Annotated in this window: 13 protein-coding genes and 1 tRNA gene; 10 read left to right on the forward strand and 4 right to left on the reverse strand. The window is 72.6% G+C overall.

Annotation, left to right across the window (positions count from 1 at the left end; all coding sequences use genetic code 11):
- Positions 1–100 precede the first annotated feature (100 nt).
- The 3 genes from ACFVVA_RS03450 to ACFVVA_RS03460 form a co-directional block, all read right to left on the reverse strand.
- The gene (locus ACFVVA_RS03450) at positions 101–565 is read right to left on the reverse strand and encodes a DUF6624 domain-containing protein (protein ID WP_387685361.1); all 465 of its coding nucleotides are present in this window, start codon (positions 563–565) and stop codon (positions 101–103) included.
- 331 nt (positions 566–896) lie between these two features.
- On the reverse strand, positions 897–2546 hold the full coding sequence (locus ACFVVA_RS03455) for an APC family permease (RefSeq protein ID WP_387685239.1): 1650 nt from the start codon (positions 2544–2546) through the stop codon (positions 897–899).
- 314 nt (positions 2547–2860) lie between these two features.
- Positions 2861–2945, reverse strand: a tRNA-Leu gene (locus ACFVVA_RS03460).
- 546 nt (positions 2946–3491) lie between these two features.
- Here ACFVVA_RS03460 and ACFVVA_RS03465 point away from each other — a divergent pair.
- Positions 3492–3959 (forward strand): ATP-binding protein, encoded by a 468-nt coding sequence (locus tag ACFVVA_RS03465; RefSeq protein WP_387685362.1) that lies wholly within the window; start codon positions 3492–3494, stop codon positions 3957–3959.
- 81 nt (positions 3960–4040) lie between these two features.
- Here ACFVVA_RS03465 and idi read toward each other — a convergent pair whose 3' ends face one another.
- A complete protein-coding gene (gene idi, locus ACFVVA_RS03470; RefSeq protein WP_387685241.1) occupies positions 4041–4694 on the reverse strand; it encodes an isopentenyl-diphosphate Delta-isomerase in 654 nt (217 codons plus the stop codon).
- Between the two features lie 630 nt (positions 4695–5324).
- Here idi and ACFVVA_RS03475 point away from each other — a divergent pair.
- The 9 genes from ACFVVA_RS03475 (at position 5325) to hpnE (ending at position 14476) form a co-directional block, all read left to right on the forward strand.
- On the forward strand, positions 5325–6080 hold the full coding sequence (locus tag ACFVVA_RS03475) for a phosphocholine cytidylyltransferase family protein (protein ID WP_359901623.1): 756 nt from the start codon (positions 5325–5327) through the stop codon (positions 6078–6080).
- On the forward strand, positions 6068–7129 hold the full coding sequence (locus ACFVVA_RS03480) for an iron-containing alcohol dehydrogenase family protein (protein ID WP_359901620.1): 1062 nt from the start codon (positions 6068–6070) through the stop codon (positions 7127–7129). Before ACFVVA_RS03475 ends, ACFVVA_RS03480 begins: the two co-directional genes overlap by 13 nt.
- A gap of 91 nt (positions 7130–7220) precedes the next feature.
- On the forward strand, positions 7221–7958 hold the full coding sequence (locus ACFVVA_RS03485; RefSeq protein ID WP_387685364.1) for a CDP-alcohol phosphatidyltransferase family protein: 738 nt from the start codon (positions 7221–7223) through the stop codon (positions 7956–7958).
- Positions 7955–8851 (forward strand): glycosyltransferase family 2 protein, encoded by an 897-nt coding sequence (locus tag ACFVVA_RS03490; RefSeq protein WP_387685244.1) that lies wholly within the window; start codon positions 7955–7957, stop codon positions 8849–8851. The genes ACFVVA_RS03485 and ACFVVA_RS03490 overlap by 4 nt, the downstream gene beginning before the upstream one ends.
- 152 nt (positions 8852–9003) lie before the next feature.
- Positions 9004–9945, forward strand: a complete 942-nt coding sequence (locus ACFVVA_RS03495; protein WP_380348796.1) for an ABC transporter permease — start codon at positions 9004–9006, stop codon at positions 9943–9945.
- Complete coding sequence (locus tag ACFVVA_RS03500) at positions 9938–10747, forward strand: ABC transporter ATP-binding protein (protein ID WP_387685246.1); 810 nt, start codon at positions 9938–9940, stop codon at positions 10745–10747. The genes ACFVVA_RS03495 and ACFVVA_RS03500 overlap by 8 nt, the downstream gene beginning before the upstream one ends.
- Positions 10748–11053: 306 nt before the next feature.
- Positions 11054–12016: a squalene synthase HpnC gene (gene hpnC / locus ACFVVA_RS03505; RefSeq protein WP_387685249.1), complete on the forward strand. Its 963-nt coding sequence runs from the start codon at positions 11054–11056 to the stop codon at positions 12014–12016.
- 41 nt (positions 12017–12057) lie between these two features.
- On the forward strand, positions 12058–12915 hold the full coding sequence (gene hpnD, locus ACFVVA_RS03510; protein ID WP_380539628.1) for a presqualene diphosphate synthase HpnD: 858 nt from the start codon (positions 12058–12060) through the stop codon (positions 12913–12915).
- A gap of 127 nt (positions 12916–13042) precedes the next feature.
- Positions 13043–14476 carry a hydroxysqualene dehydroxylase HpnE gene (hpnE, locus tag ACFVVA_RS03515; protein WP_387685251.1) on the forward strand — a complete coding sequence of 478 codons (1434 nt, stop codon included), beginning with the start codon at positions 13043–13045 and terminating at the stop codon, positions 14474–14476.
- Positions 14477–14568 lie beyond the last annotated feature (92 nt).

Here is a 14568-nt window from a genome sequence, read left to right on the forward strand (position 1 = left end):
CCACTCAGCCGACCCTTGACCAGCAGTGCTGGTCGGAGGTCAGTCAATGCGGCGCGGACGGCCGCGCGCAAGAGTCAATCCCGACCGGCGGACGTGACGGTTACTTCGGGGCGAACCGCGCGGTGTACTCGTCGAACGGCTCGATGCCCACCTCGGCCCGCCGCTCGTCCAGCCGCTCGGGCTCCTCGCAGGGCCACGGCACCGGGCGGCCGTCCGTCACCGCGCCGATCTGCGTCCCGTAGCGCTGCTCCCGGCCCTCGTTGACCGCCAGCCGGTCCTGGAGGAAGGCCAGGTCGCGGGCGCTGGCCTCGCCCCTGGCGACGGCCCCGCCCATCAGGGCCACCGCCCGCCGCTGGACGTCGAGCTGCCGGTCCGCGTGCTGCGCCACCAGCCAGGCCGCCCGGGCGGCCTCGGGGCCGACGGTGCGTTCGGTCGGCCAGCCGTGCGCCGCCATGATCTCCGCGAGCCGGTCGCCGTGCCGGGCGGTGAGCCGGCGCCAGGCCGCCTGATCGGCCAGGTCGGGGCTGTTCGCCAGCCGGGCGGCCGCGCCGTCCTCGGCCATCATCCCGGTCAGCTCCCGCACGAGGGCCGGATCCTGACCGTACTGCCGCGCTTCCGTCACGTCGACGACGCTCCCTGCCCGGGCCCTCCCGTCGAGGACCGTCCGCGACCACGCTAGGCGCGGAAACCGCGACGAAGATCATCCCCGAAGACGGTGACCCGGGGGTGCCCGCCACGGCAGGATGGACATACACGGGGAACGGAGCGCACCGGGAACGGAGCGCACCGCGCACGGTCCCCGCACACAGTCCCCGCGCACGGTCCCCGCGCACGCCGAAGGGCCGGTCGGAGGATTCCGACCGGCCCTTCACCGTGAGTTCACGCGCTCAGGCGCCTCAGACCCGCGAGGGCTCCGGGGCGTCGTCCGGCGCGGCGCTCCGGGCCTCCTCGGCCATCTCCTCGCGGACCGCGGCCAGCGAGGGGTTGGCCCAGGCGCTGGCGACGCCCCAGCGGTAGAACGCCAGCCCGATCGCGGCGACGATCAGCAGGTCCCAGCCCTGCGGCAGGTAGTCGTGCCCGCCGAAGTCGGCGCTGCCCGCCCAGGAGACGCCGGCCATCACGAACAGGTACGCGACCATCCAGGCGCCCGCCTTCAGGTGCGGCTTCAGCTCGGCGAACGGCTTGCGCAGCTCGTACCAGGCCCAGATCGGCAGACCGGCGGCCATCAGCAGGATGACCTTGCCGGTGAGCGGCCAGCGGGCCCAGTAGAGCACCAGCGAGCCGAACACCATCGCGACCGGGGCGATCACCGGCATGGCGCGCAGCCGGACCGGCCGGGGCAGGTCCGGGGCCAGGCGGCGCAGCGCCATCACGGCGACCGGGCCGGTGATGTACGAGATCACGGTGGCCACCGAGACGATCTCGGCCAGCGAGCCCCAGCCGCGGAAGACCGCGAGGAACAGGAAGGCGACCACCAGGTTGAGCACCAGCGCCGGGCGCGGGATGCCGGTCTTGGCGTCGACCTTGCCGAAGATCTTGGGCAGGTGGCCGTTCTCCTGCACGCCGTGGATCATGCGCGAGGTGGTGGCGGCGTAGATCATGCCGGTGCCGGAGGGCGAGATGAAGGCGTCCGCGTACAGCGTGATCGCCAGCCAGTTCAGGCCCCAGGCGATGGCCAGGTCGGCCAGCGGCGAGGTGTAGGAGAGGTTGCTCCAGCCGTTCGCCAGGTCGCCGCCGGGGATGGCGCCGAGGAAGGCGATCTGCAGCGCGACGTAGATCACCAGGGCGATCAGGATCGAGCCGATGACGGCCTTCGGCAGCGACTTGCCGGGGTTGCGGGCCTCGCCGGCCAGGTTGAGCGGGGACTGGAAGCCGTTGAAGGCCCAGACGATGCCGGAGACCGCGACGGCGGTGAACACCGAGCTCCAGCCGTTCGGCGCGAAGCCGCCGTGGTCGGTGAAGTGGGCGGTGTCGAAGTGCGCGAAGAGCAGCGCACCGGCGGTCACCGTCGGGACGACGACCTTGAAGACGGTGATCGCGGTGTTGGTCTTGGCGAACAGCGTGATCGCGAACCAGTTGAGGGCGAAGTAGACGAGCAGCAGCACGCTGGCCAGCGCCACTCCGCTGAGGGTCAGCTCCTTGCCGTCGAACAACCCCTGTGCCCAGCCGAAGTGCCAGGAGCTCATGTACTGCACGGAGGCGGTGGCCTCACCCGGGATGACCGAGACGATGGCGATCCAGTTGGCCCAGGCGGCCAGGTAGCCGGCCAGCGACCCGTGCGAGTACTGGCCGTACCGGACCATGCCGCCGGCCTTGGGGAACATCGAGCCCAGCTCGCTGTAGGTGAGCGCGATGGTCAGCGCCACCGCGGCACCGATCACCCAGGCGAGGATCGAGGCGGGTCCGGCGAGCTTGGCGGCCCGCTCGGCACCGAACAGCCACCCGGAGCCGATGATCGACCCCAGCCCGACCGCGGTCAGGCTGATCGTGCCGAGCGATCGGCGGTAGTTCTGGTGTGATGCCGTCGACGATTCGGGCTCACTCAACGTATCGGTCCTCTCGCTCGTGGTTCATCGGGTGGTGTCGGTGTTTTTGCGATTTTGAGTCGCTATTTCGGACAAACGGAGAGCAGCCTATGTTCCGAAAACGGGCGAATACCTCAGAGGAAGCTCAAACCGTCCGATTGTTGCCATCTCGTGTCCGGCGTCCGGGCCGGTGCGGACCGGCGAGGAGACCGAGGCCACAGTGCCCGGAAGGGGTGGTGGCCGGGGATGGCGACCGGGGTCGGCCCGGGAAAGGGGCGGCCCGAAAAACGAAATTCCCCGTGGGTGCCTTTCGGCTCCCACGGGGAATTCGGCTGTGTCCGAGGGGGGACTTGAACCCCCACGCCCGATAAAGGGCACTAGCACCTCAAGCTAGCGCGTCTGCCATTCCGCCACCCGGACCGGGTGTGTGCTTCGGGGGCTTTTTCCTCGCCCCCTCGGCGACAGAGAGAACATTACCAGGGTTCTGGAGTGCTTCTCACCTGCGCTTCCTCGGGGCGGGGCCACCGGACATCCTGGTCCGAGGCCCGTCCGGCCCCCGCGGGCCGCGGGGGCCGGGCCGTACCGCGTCCGAGGCGGGCCCGCGGTGAGCCCGGAGCCTGCCCGTACCGCGGCCCGTACCGCGGCCCGTACCGCCCGCACACGGCCCGGAGTGCGGCCCGCACAGGTTGGTACGGCCTGGGAACGCGCTCGAATCCGGCCCGAACCGGTGGCGTCCGCGAAGGAACCGGTCGACTCCCGCACCGGCCGCGGTCGGTTGCGGCCGGAATCGGTCCGACACGGGCAACTTGTCGACGGTGCCACGGCCGCCGCGACGGCTCTCGTAGCGTCTGTGGACCGAGGGCGCCATGAAGCGGATCGCCTGATTCCCGGGTCGCGGACGAAGGGCGGCTGGACGTGGAGCAGATCAGCGGAGCGGCGAAGGCCGAACCGAGACGCGACAGGCGGGTGGAGGGCCGGGGCGGGGCCACGGTCTCCGGAGGTCCCGCCGAGGGCGTGTGGCGCTTCCCGGTGCCCGCCACCGAGGCCTCGGTGCCGCTCACCCGGCACGCGGTGCGGGACCGTCTGCTGGCCCAGGGCATGGCCGGGGTGCGCTACCAGGAGCTGGTGGACGACCTGCTGCTGATCGTTTCGGAGCTGGTGAGCAACGCGGTGACGCACGCCGCCGAGCTGTCCCCCGAGGTGGTCACCGAGCTGTCGGTGCGCCGGGCCTCGGTGCGGGTGTCGGTCGAGGACGGCGATCCGTACCGGCCGAAGGCGCTGGAGAACGACACCGCGAGCACCGGCGGGCGCGGCCTGCTGCTGGTGAAGAGCGTCACCCTGCAGGCCGGCGGGGTGTGCGACGTCGAACACACGGGGGAGGGCGGCAAGGTCATCTGGGCCTCGCTGCCCGTCCCCCCGGAGCCCGGCCACTGACCGGCCGGGCCGACGGCCGGGTCGACGGTCGGGTCGACGACCGGGTCGACGACCGGAGCGGCCGGGGCGGTCGGACCAGGACTACCAGTCCCGCCCGGCGATCTCCCGGATGCCCGGCAGCGCGGCCTCGAAGACCGTCTCGAACCAGACCGAGAACGGCCGCTCCGCTCGCAGCTCCCGCAGCTCCTGCGCGGTCACGAAGGCGAAGTCGTCCACCTCCTCCGGGGTCGGCTCGACCGGCGCGGTGACAAGTCCCACGAACAGGTGGTTCCACTCCCGCTCGATCAGCCCGGAGGCCTCGTCCGGCAGGTCGTAGCGGACGGTGCCCGCCTCGCACAGCAGCGCCGGGGCGACGCCCAGCTCCTCGGCGGTGCGCCGGGCGGCGGCGACGAACGGCGGCTCGTCCGGGTACGGGTGGCCGCAGCAGGTGTTCGACCAGACGCCGGGGGAGTGGTACTTGCCGAGCGCCCGGCGCTGGAGCAGCAGCCGGCCCTGGCGGTCGAACAGGAAGACGGAGAACGCCCGGTGCAGGCGGCCCGGCTGCTGGTGGGCCCAGAGCTTCTCGCCCGTGCCGATCGTGACGCCCTCGTCGTCGACCAGTTCCAGCAGGATCTCGGCTCCGGCCGGGGCGGATCCGGTGGCCCGGGGGTCGACCGTGACATCGGTCTCCACGTCGAGACCGGTGTCGATCTCGGCGGCGAAGTGCGTCGGGTCGGTCGGCAGACTCTGGGGCATGGGGCCTCTTTCGGGAGCGGGAGCAACGGGAGCATCGGGTGTCTCCGACGCACCGGGTGGAGTGCGGCGGACACAGCAGGGGCACCGGCGCCGGCGTCGGGCTCCAGTCTGCCGTATGGGTGGCACTCGCCAGGGGTCCCACGCACAACCGGACGGATCATGACCCGGAGGAATCGGAAACCGGCCAGAGAAGGATCCGGGAAGACCCCGAAAGGGGCACGGAAATCGCAGAACCGTTCGCCGCGCGTTCGGAGCCCGTTCGACCGGCCCGGCGGAGCCGGTGCGGACCCCGGGCCGTTCCACCGTCACCCCGGGCCGCTCCGCCGTCACCCTGGGCCACTCCACCGCCGCCGCAGCCGCCGTTCCGCCTGCCGTTCCGGCCGCCGTCCTGCCCGCCCGCCGCCCCGCCCGCAGCCCCGGTCCCGCCGCCCCGTCGGCCGCCCCGGGCCCACGGGCGCGTTCTGGCCGGTCGCCCCGGTCGCCTACCATCACATACGACACGGTGCCCGGATCTGTGCCGGCACCGGCGCGCCGCCGCCCGCCCCGGTCGAACGCCGGTCCGGGCGAACCGGTGGCGCCGCCGACCTCCGGCACAGATCCGCGCACAGCACGACGGATCAGGAGACCCGCATGATCGGCCTCGTTCTGGCAGCCGGCGCCGGCCGCCGGCTGCGCCCGTACACCGACACCCTGCCCAAGGCTCTGGTGCCGGTCGACGGGGAACGGACCGTCCTGGACCTCACGCTCGGCAACTTCGCCGAGGTCGGACTGCGCGAGGCCGCGATCGTCGTCGGCTACCGCAAGGAGGCGGTGTACGACCGCAAGGACGCCCTGGAGAACAAGTACGGCGTCAAGCTCCACCTGGTCGAGAACGACAAGGCCGAGGAGTGGAACAACGCCTACTCGCTGTGGTGCGCCCGCGAGCTGTTCGCCGAGGGCCTGCTGCTCGCCAACGGCGACACCGTCCACCCGGTCTCCGTCCAGCGGACCATGCTGGAGGGCAACCGGCGGCTGACCGAGTCCGGCACCGCCCCCGGCATCCTGCTCGCCCTCGACACGGTGAAGAAGCTCGCCGACGAGGAGATGAAGGTGATCGTCGACCCGGCCACGGGCATGCGCCGCATCACCAAGCTGATGGAGCCGGCCGAGGCGACCGGCGAGTACATCGGCGTCACGGTGATCAACCCGTCCGCCGCCGCCGACCTGACCGACGCGCTGCGCGCCACCTACGAGCGCGACCCGCAGCTGTACTACGAGGACGGCTACCAGGAGATGGTGAACCGCGGCCTGCGGATCGACGTGCAGCCGATCGGCGAGGTCTCCTGGGTCGAGGTCGACAACCACGACGACCTGGCGAAGGCGCGGGAGATCGCGTGCCGGTACTGACCAGACTGGTTCCGTCGCCGCTGTTCGTCGAGATCCGCCCGGGCGCGCTGGACGCGCTCGGCGGCATCCTCGCGGACCAGCGGCTGTCGGCCTCGGGCCGGATCGCGGTCGCGATCAGCAACGGCTCCGGCTCGGCCATGCGCCGTCGCCTGGAGCCGGCCCTGCCCGGAGCCGACTGGTACAACGTGGACGACGGCAGCCTGGACAGCGCGGTGCGGCTGGCCGAGGCGATGCGCGGCGGGCACTACGACGCGATCGTGGGCCTCGGCGGCGGCAAGATCATCGACGCCGCCAAGTACGCCGCGGCCCGGGTCGGCCTGCCGCTGGTCGCGGTCGCCACCAACCTGGCCCACGACGGCATCTGCTCGCCGGTCTCCACCCTGGACAACGACGCCGGGCGCGGCTCCTACGGGGTGCCCAGTCCGATCGGCATCGTGGTCGACCTGGACGTGATCCGGCAGGCCCCGCCGCGCTTCGTGGCGGCCGGCGTGGGCGACGTCGTCTCCAACATCTCCGCGTGCGCGGACTGGGAGCTGTCGCACGCGGTGACCGGTGAGCCGGTGGACGGACTGGCCGTGGCGATGGCCCGCTCGGCGGGCGAGAACCTGCTGCGGCACCCGGGCGGTACCCAGGACCAGGACCTCCTGACGGCGCTCGCCGAGGCCCTGGTACTGTCCGGCATCGCGATGAACATCGCGGGCAGCACCCGGCCCTCGTCGGGTGCCTGCCACGAGATCTCGCATGCCCTGGACGTGCTGTATCCCAAGCGGTCCGCCCAGCACGGCGAGCAGGTCGGCCTCGGCGCCGCCTTCGCCAGCTTCCTGCGGGGCGAGCGCGAGCTGACCGGTCTGATCGTGGAGCGCCTGGCGAGCCACGGACTGCCGGTGACCGCCGCTCAGATCGGCTTCACCGAGGCGGAGTTCACCGAAGCGGTGCACTACGCTCCGAACACCCGACCGGGGCGCTTCACCATCCTCGAACACCTCGACCTCTCCCCTTCCGCAATCAGGGACGCGTACGCCGACTATGTCCAAGCCGTCAACAGCTGACCCCTCCACCGCGGGAGCCCAACGGCCCCCGGTGGACCTGAGCCGCAGGCCCTCGATCGAGGAACTGCGCGCGGTGATCCACCCGGAGGGCATGCTCCAGCGCCGCAGCGCCGAGCACTGGGCCGGACGCCTGTACATGCGGAAGATCTCGCTGCGGATCACCCGCGTGCTCTCCACCATGACGGCGATCACGCCCAACGGCCTGACGTACCTGATGATGTTCACCGGCATCCTGGCCGGTGCCGCGCTGGTCGTGCCGGGCATCACGGGCGCCGTCCTGGGCGCCCTGCTGATCCAGGTCTACCTGCTGCTGGACTGCGTGGACGGCGAGGTGGCCCGCTGGCGCCGGCAGACCTCGCTCACCGGGGTCTACCTGGACCGGGTCGGCCACTACATGTCCGAGGCGGCCCTGCTGACCGGCCTCGGCCTGCGCGCCACCGACCTGCTGCACCGCGAGGGCGCCGGGTCGCACTGGGAGTGGGCCTTCCTCGGCACCCTGGCCGCGCTCGGCGCGATCCTGATCAAGTCCGAGACCGACCTGGTGGACGTGGCCCGGGCGCGCAGCGGCATGACGGCCGTCGAGGACAGCGCCTCGGTGCCGCGGTCCTCCTCCGTCGCCAGGGCCCGCCGGGCGGCCTCCTTCCTGAAGTTCCACCGCCTGGTCGGCGCGGTCGAGGCCTCGCTGTTCGTCCTGGCCGCCGGCGTCGCTGACGCCGTGCACGGCGGACTCCTCTTCACCCGGCTCGCGGTGGTCGTCCTGGCGGCGATCGCGATGCTCCAGACCGTGCTGCACCTGCTGAGCATCGTCCTCTCCAGCAGGCTGCGATGAACGGGACCACCGCGGAGAACTTCCGCCTCGGCGCCGTGATCATCACCATGGGCAACCGGCCGGCCGAGCTGAACGCCCTGATCGAGGCCGTCCGCGCCCAGGAGGGCCCGGCGGTCGAACTGGCCGTGGTCGGCCAGGGCGCGAAGCTGCCCCCGCTGCCGGAGGGCGTGCGCAGCGTCGAGCTGCCGGAGAACCTGGGCATCCCGGGCGGGCGCAACGTCGGCATCGAGCTGTTCGGCCGGGACGGGGCGGACGTCGACGCGGTCCTCTTCCTGGACGACGACGGGAACCTGCCGCGCACCGACTCGGCCCGCCTGCTGCGCGAGGCCTTCACCGCCGACCCGGAGCTGGGCATCGTCGCCTTCCGGATCGCGGATCCGGACACCGGGGTCACCCAGCGCCGCCACGTCCCCCGGCTGCGCGCCAGCGACCCGCTGCGCTCGTCCCGGGTGACGACCTTCCTCGGCGGCGCGAGCGCGGTGCGCTGCAAGGTGTTCGAGCAGGCCGGGCAGCTGCCCGCCGAGTTCTTCTACGCCCACGAGGAGACCGACCTCGCGTGGCGCGCGCTGGACGCCGGCTGGGCCATCGACTACCGGGCGGACGTGGTGCTGCACCACCCCACGACCTCGCCGGCCCGCCACGCGACCTACTTCCACAACGTGGCCCGCAACCGGGTCTGGCTCGCGAGGCGGAACCTTCCGGCCCTGTTGGTGCCTCTCTATCCGGGAACCTGGTTCCTGCTGACCCTGGCCCGCCGCCCCTCCCCGGAGGCGCTGAAGGCCTGGTGGGGCGGGTTCCGGGCGGGCTGGCGCGAACCCTGCGGTCCGCGGCGGCCCATGCGGTGGCGTACCGTCTGGCGACTGACCAGGCTGGGCCGACCACCGATCATCTGATCGCATCCGATGGCACCCGCATCGAATGCCCGATCGCTGCGGCCGGTGCCCACACACCGGCCGGCTCCCCCGAGATCCCAGTGGATCCCCATCGGTGCACCGGCGGACCTCGCCGACCGGCCGCCCCGACCGATCCCGCGTGAAGGACGAATGTGTCGACAGTGAGTGAACCCGTCAGCCTCTCGGCCCCCAGAGGGGTGGACGCGGGCCTGACCCCCAAGCAGCTTGCGGACAAGTACGGTCTGGCGGTCAGCGGTGCCCGTCCCGGCCTGTTCGCCTACTCCAAGCAGCTCTGGGCCCGGCGCCACTTCATCTGGGCCTTCGCCACCGCCCGCCTGGTGGCCCAGTACACCAACGCCAAGCTCGGCCAGCTGTGGCAGGTGGTGACCCCGCTGCTCAACTGCGCGGTGTTCTACCTGGTCTTCGGCGTGATCCTGGCGAGCAAGCAGGGCTTCCCGGACAACACCTACATCGCCTGGCTCTGCATCGGCGTCTTCGTCTTCCAGTTCACCCAGAACGCGGTGCAGGCCGGCACCCGGGCGATCTCCGACAACCTCGGGCTGATCCGGGCGCTGCACTTCCCCCGGGCCAGCCTCCCGATCGCCTTCACCGTGATCCAGCTCCAGCAGCTGCTGATCTCCATGGTCGTGCTGGTCGTCACCGTGCTCGCCGCCGGCATCACCCCGGGCCGGACCTGGCTGCTGATCATCCCGGCGCTGCTCCTGCAGACGCTCTTCAACACCGGCATCTCGCTGGTGATGGCCCGGATCGGCTCCCGGACCAGCGACATCTCCCAGCTGATCCCGTTCGTGATGCGCGCCTGGATGTTCCTGTCCGGTGTGATGTTCAGCATCCAGGACAAGATCACCCACTGGCCGCACTACATCCAGACGCTGATGTCGCTCAACCCGGCGTCGATCTACATGGACCTGCTGCGGCACGCCTTCGCGCCGGTCATCTACAACCCGCACCAGCCGGTGCACCAGGCCCTCCCGCCGCACCAGTGGGCGTACGGCCTCGCCTGGGGCGTGGGCATGTTCGTCGTCGGATACGTCTTCTTCTGGAAGGCCGAGGAGGAGTACGGCCGTGGCTGACATCGACCTGAGCAAGAGCGACACCGTCCTGGACACGGACGTGGCCCGCGAGCCCACCGTCGTCGTCGACGACGTGCACATCGTCTACAAGGTGCACGGCGCCGGCTCCGGCAAGGGCAGCGCCACCTCGGCGCTGAGCCGCATCATCAGCCGCAAGCGCGCCTCCGGCGTGCGCGAGGTGCACGCGGTCAAGGGCGTCAGCTTCACCGCGTACAAGGGTGAGGCGATCGGCCTGATCGGCTCCAACGGCTCCGGCAAGTCGACCATGCTGGCGGCCATCGCGGGCCTGCTGCCGACCGAGAAGGGCGGCATCTACACCAACGGCCAGCCCTCGCTGCTGGGCGTCAACGCCGCGCTGATGAACGAGCTCACCGGTGAGCGCAACGTCATCCTCGGCTGCCTGGCGATGGGCATGACCCCGGCCCAGGTGAAGGCGCGCTACCAGGACATCGTCGACTTCTCCGGCATCAACGACAAGGGCGACTTCATCTCCCTGCCGATGCGCACCTACTCCTCCGGCATGGGCGCCCGGCTGCGCTTCTCGATCGCGGCCGCGAAGACCCACGACGTGCTGCTGATCGACGAGGCCCTCGCCACCGGCGACCAGGCCTTCCAGCAGCGCAGCAAGCGCCGGATCGACGAGCTGCGCAAGTCCGCCGGTACGGTCTTCCTGGTCAGCCACGACAACAACTCGATCCGCGAGGTCTGCGAGCGGACCATATGGATCGAGGCCGGCGAGCTGGTCATGGACGGACCCACCGAGGAGGTCGTCAGCCGCTACGAGCGCGGCGACCGACCGTAGTCTCCGTCACACCCCAGGGGCCGGTTCCGGAACGTCCGGAGCCGGCCCTTCACCGTGCCCGCGGCCCGGTCCGTACGCCGCGCGGCCCCGGCCGGCCCGCCGCCGCGGGGGTGAGCGCGCGGTGCCCGGGGCGGGGCGCTCTTTTCCGCCGGGCCCCGGCGTGCCAGCCTGGTGGTCCCGGGGGGCGGTGTGCCGTGCGTGGCCCCCGCGCTCGGACGCGTGTCCGAGTCGGGCCGGTCGTGCCACGCGGTGTAGAACGGGGGAGTGACAGCAGTGTCGGCTTCGGCCCAGCCCAGAGATACGCCGGTGAACGGTTCCGCAGGACAGACCCTGGACAAGGCGGGCGCGGAGAACTTCCCCGTAGCCCCCTTCTTCCTGCCCGCGGCCTGGCGCGACGACCTGATGGCGGTGTACGGCTTCGCCCGCCTGGTCGACGACGCCGGCGACGGCGACCTGGCCGACCCGGCCGCCACCGCCCGCCTGCTCGGGGTCGAGCAGCCGCCCCCCGCCACCCCTTCGGCCCAGCCCGGCCCGCCGACCCCGCGGGAGACCGCCTTCCGGCTCGCCCTGCTCGACGGACTGGAACACGACCTCGACCGGGTCTTCGAGACCGCGCTGCGCACCCCCGGCGGCTCCGGAACCGGCACCGACCGGCCCCGCCACCCGCTGCTGGACGCGCTCGTCCCGCTGGTCGACCGGCACGGCCTGACCCCCGAGCCGTTCCGCCGTCTGATCGAGGCCAACCGGGTGGACCAGACCACCGCCCGCTACGCCACCTTCGACGACCTGCTCGGCTACTGCACCCTCTCCGCCGACCCGGTCGGCCGCCTCGTGCTGGCCATCGCCGGCGTCTCCACCCCCGAGCGGATCGAGCTCTCGGACGCCGTGTGCAGCGGCCTCCAGGTCGCCGAGCACATCCAGGACGTGGCCGAGGACCTCGCCCACGGCCGGATCTACCTGCCCGCCGAGGACCTGGCCCGCTTCGGCGTCACCGAGGCGGACCTGGCCGCCCCCTCCGCCGACGGCGCGGTGCGCGAGCTGATCGCCTTCGAGGTCGAGCGGGCCCGCACCCTGCTCGACCGCGGCGCACCATTGGTAGGTACGGTTCGGGGGAGGCTTCGACTGCTCCTGGCGGGATTCACCGCAGGCGGCTACGCGGCCCTGGCGGCCGTCGAGGACGCCGGGTACGACGTGCTCGCCCAGCAGGCGAAGCCTGACAAGCGCCGCCTCGCAGCGAAGGCGGCGGCCATCTTCGCGAAGGGAAGGTGAACGCCCGAGTGGCGGTATCACCACTGGCGTCGGCCCAGGTCATGGCGGCGTACCGGTACTGCGAGGCAGTCACCGGACTGCAGGCGCGCAACTTCAGCTACGGCATCCGGCTGCTGCCCGAACCCAAGCGGCTGGCCATGTCGGCCCTGTACGCCCTGGCCCGCCGGGTGGACGACATCGGAGACGGCGACCTCCCGGACGACCGCAAGGCCGAGGCACTGCTGCGCACCCGGGAACTGGTGGACGAGGTCCGCTCCGGGGTCGTCGCCGAGGACGACACCGACCCGATCAAGGTCGCCCTGGCCGACGCGGCCCGGCGCTTCCCGATCCCGCTCGGCGGCTTCGACGAGCTGATCGACGGCGTCGAGATGGACCTCAAGGGCGCCGAGTACCAGACCTACGAGGAGCTGAAGGTCTACTGCCGCTGCGTGGCGGGCGCGATCGGGCGGCTCTCGCTGGGCGTCTACGGCTGCGACGACCCGGAGCTCGGGGCGCGCTACGCGGACACCCTGGGCCTGGCGCTGCAGCTCACCAACATCCTGCGCGACCTGCGCGAGGACGCCCTGAACGGCCGCACCTACCTGCCCGCCGAGGACCTGGTCCGGTTCGGCTGCGAGCAGGGCTTCGCCCTGCCGGAGCCGCCGGTCGGCGCGGACTTCACCGGCCTGGTGGCCTTCGAGGCCGCCCGCGCCCAGGCGGCCTTCGAGGAGGGCCTGCGGCTGCTGCCGATGCTCGACCGCCGCAGCCGCGCCTGCACCGCCGCGATGGCCGGGATCTACCACCGGCTGCTCGGCCGGATCGCCACCGACCCGGAGTCGGTGCTGCGCGGCCGGGTCTCCCTGCCGGGCTGGGAGAAGGCGTACGTGGCGCTTTCCGGGCTCGCCGGGGGGCGTTCTTGATTCTCACACCAGTTCTGTCACGCTGTGTCAGCGTGGAATCACGTGCGGGTAGATCCGTGCCGACCGGACGAGTACCGGCTTCGGCGACCGCCTGCGGGCGGTCCACCGACTGCGAGGGGGAGGGCCGATGACCGGGCGAGCCGATGCCGCGCGCCCGGCCGCCGTCGTGGTCGGCGGCGGTCTGGCCGGGATCACCACCGCACTGCGCCTCGCCGAGGCCGGCCACCGGGTCACCCTCGCCGAGGGGCGGCCGCGGCTCGGCGGCCTGGCCTTCTCCTTCCAGCGCGGCGAGCTGACCGTCGACAACGGCCAGCACGTCTACCTGCGCTGCTGCACCGCCTACCGCGGCCTGCTGGAGCGGCTCGGCGCCACCCGGCTGGTCCACCTCCAGGAGCGCCTCGACATCCCGGTGCTCTCCGTCACCGGGCCGCAGGCCGCCCCGGTGCGCACCCTCGGGCGGCTGCGCCGGGCCGGCCTGCCCGTCCCGCTGCACCTGGCCGCCAGCCTGGCCCGCTACCCGCACCTGTCCCCGGCCGACCGCGCCCGGGTGGTCCGCGGCGCGCTCGCCCTGCAGCGGCTGGACCTCGCCGACCCGGAGCTGGACGCGATCTCCTTCGGCGAGTGGCTGCGCCGCAACGGGCAGAACGCCGCCACCCAGGCCGCCCTGTGGGACCTGGTCGGCGTCGCCACCCTGAACGGCCGGGCCGACCAGGTGTCGATGGCGCTCGCCGGGATGGTGTTCAAGACCGGTCTGCTCTCCGACCCGGGTGCCTCGGACATCGGCGTCTCCGCCGTCCCGCTCGGCACGATCCACCACGACCGGGCGCTCGCCGAGCTGGAGCGGGCCGGCGTCCGGGTGCTGCTGCGGTCCCGGGTGGCCGAACTGAAGCCGGCCGCGCCGCAGCACGACGTCCGGCTGGAGAGCGGGGAACTGCTCACCGCCGACACCGTGGTGCTGGCCGGCGCCCAGGACAGCACGGCCGCGCTGCTGCCGCCGAACGCGATCCCCGGGCAGGACCGGCTGGCCGGCTTCGGCACCGCGCCGATCCTCAACGTGCACGTGATCTACGACCGCAAGGTGCTGCGCCGGCCGTTCTTCGCCGCGCTCGGCTCCCCGGTCCAATGGGTCTTCGACCGCACGGCGCACTCCGGCCTGGCCGCCGCCCCGCTGGGCCGGGCCCACCCGGGCGCCCAGTACCTGGCGCTGTCGCAGTCCGCCGCGCAGGACGAGATCGACCTCCCGGTCGCCGAGCTGCGCCGCCGCTACCTGCCGGAGCTGGGGCGGCTGCTGCCGGCCGCGGCCCAGGCGGAGGTGCTGGACTTCTTCGTCACCCGGGAGCGCACCGCCACCTTCGACCCGGCCCCGGGCAACGGGGCGCTGCGCCCGTCGGCCCGTACCGACGTCGCCGGCCTGCTGCTGGCCGGCTCGTGGACGGCCACCGGCTGGCCCGCGACCATGGAAGGGGCCGTGCGCAGCGGCCACGCCGCGGCGGACGCCGCGCTCGCCGCGGCCGGCACCCGGGTGCCGGTGGACCGCGGCGACGGGAGGTGGCCCAGGTGACGGCGGGCCCCGCCGCCGGAGAGCCCGCCAGAGCCGACGGGCGTACCGTCGAGCGCATCGGCGCAACCACCGGCAGCGGCCCGTCCGGCCGC

It is taken from the genome of Kitasatospora sp. NPDC058048, from assembly GCF_042885555.1.
Taxonomy (GTDB): domain Bacteria; phylum Actinomycetota; class Actinomycetes; order Streptomycetales; family Streptomycetaceae; genus Kitasatospora; species Kitasatospora lactacystinica.

Bases quoted from the DNA above. Each gene is read 5' to 3' on its own strand.
- ACFVVA_RS03450 (WP_387685361.1), bottom strand. From the start codon at position 565: ATGATGGCCGAGGACGGCGCGGCCGCCCGGCTGGCGAACAGCCCCGAC.
- idi (WP_387685241.1), bottom strand. From the start codon at position 4,694: ATGCCCCAGAGTCTGCCGACCGACCCGACGCACTTCGCCGCCGAGATC.
- ACFVVA_RS03475 (WP_359901623.1), top strand. From the start codon at position 5,325: ATGATCGGCCTCGTTCTGGCAGCCGGCGCCGGCCGCCGGCTGCGCCCG.
- ACFVVA_RS03485 (WP_387685364.1), top strand. From the start codon at position 7,221: ATGCTCCAGCGCCGCAGCGCCGAGCACTGGGCCGGACGCCTGTACATG.
- ACFVVA_RS03490 (WP_387685244.1), top strand. From the start codon at position 7,955: ATGAACGGGACCACCGCGGAGAACTTCCGCCTCGGCGCCGTGATCATC.
- hpnD (WP_380539628.1), top strand. From the start codon at position 12,058: ATGGCGGCGTACCGGTACTGCGAGGCAGTCACCGGACTGCAGGCGCGC.
- hpnE (WP_387685251.1), top strand. From the start codon at position 13,043: ATGACCGGGCGAGCCGATGCCGCGCGCCCGGCCGCCGTCGTGGTCGGC.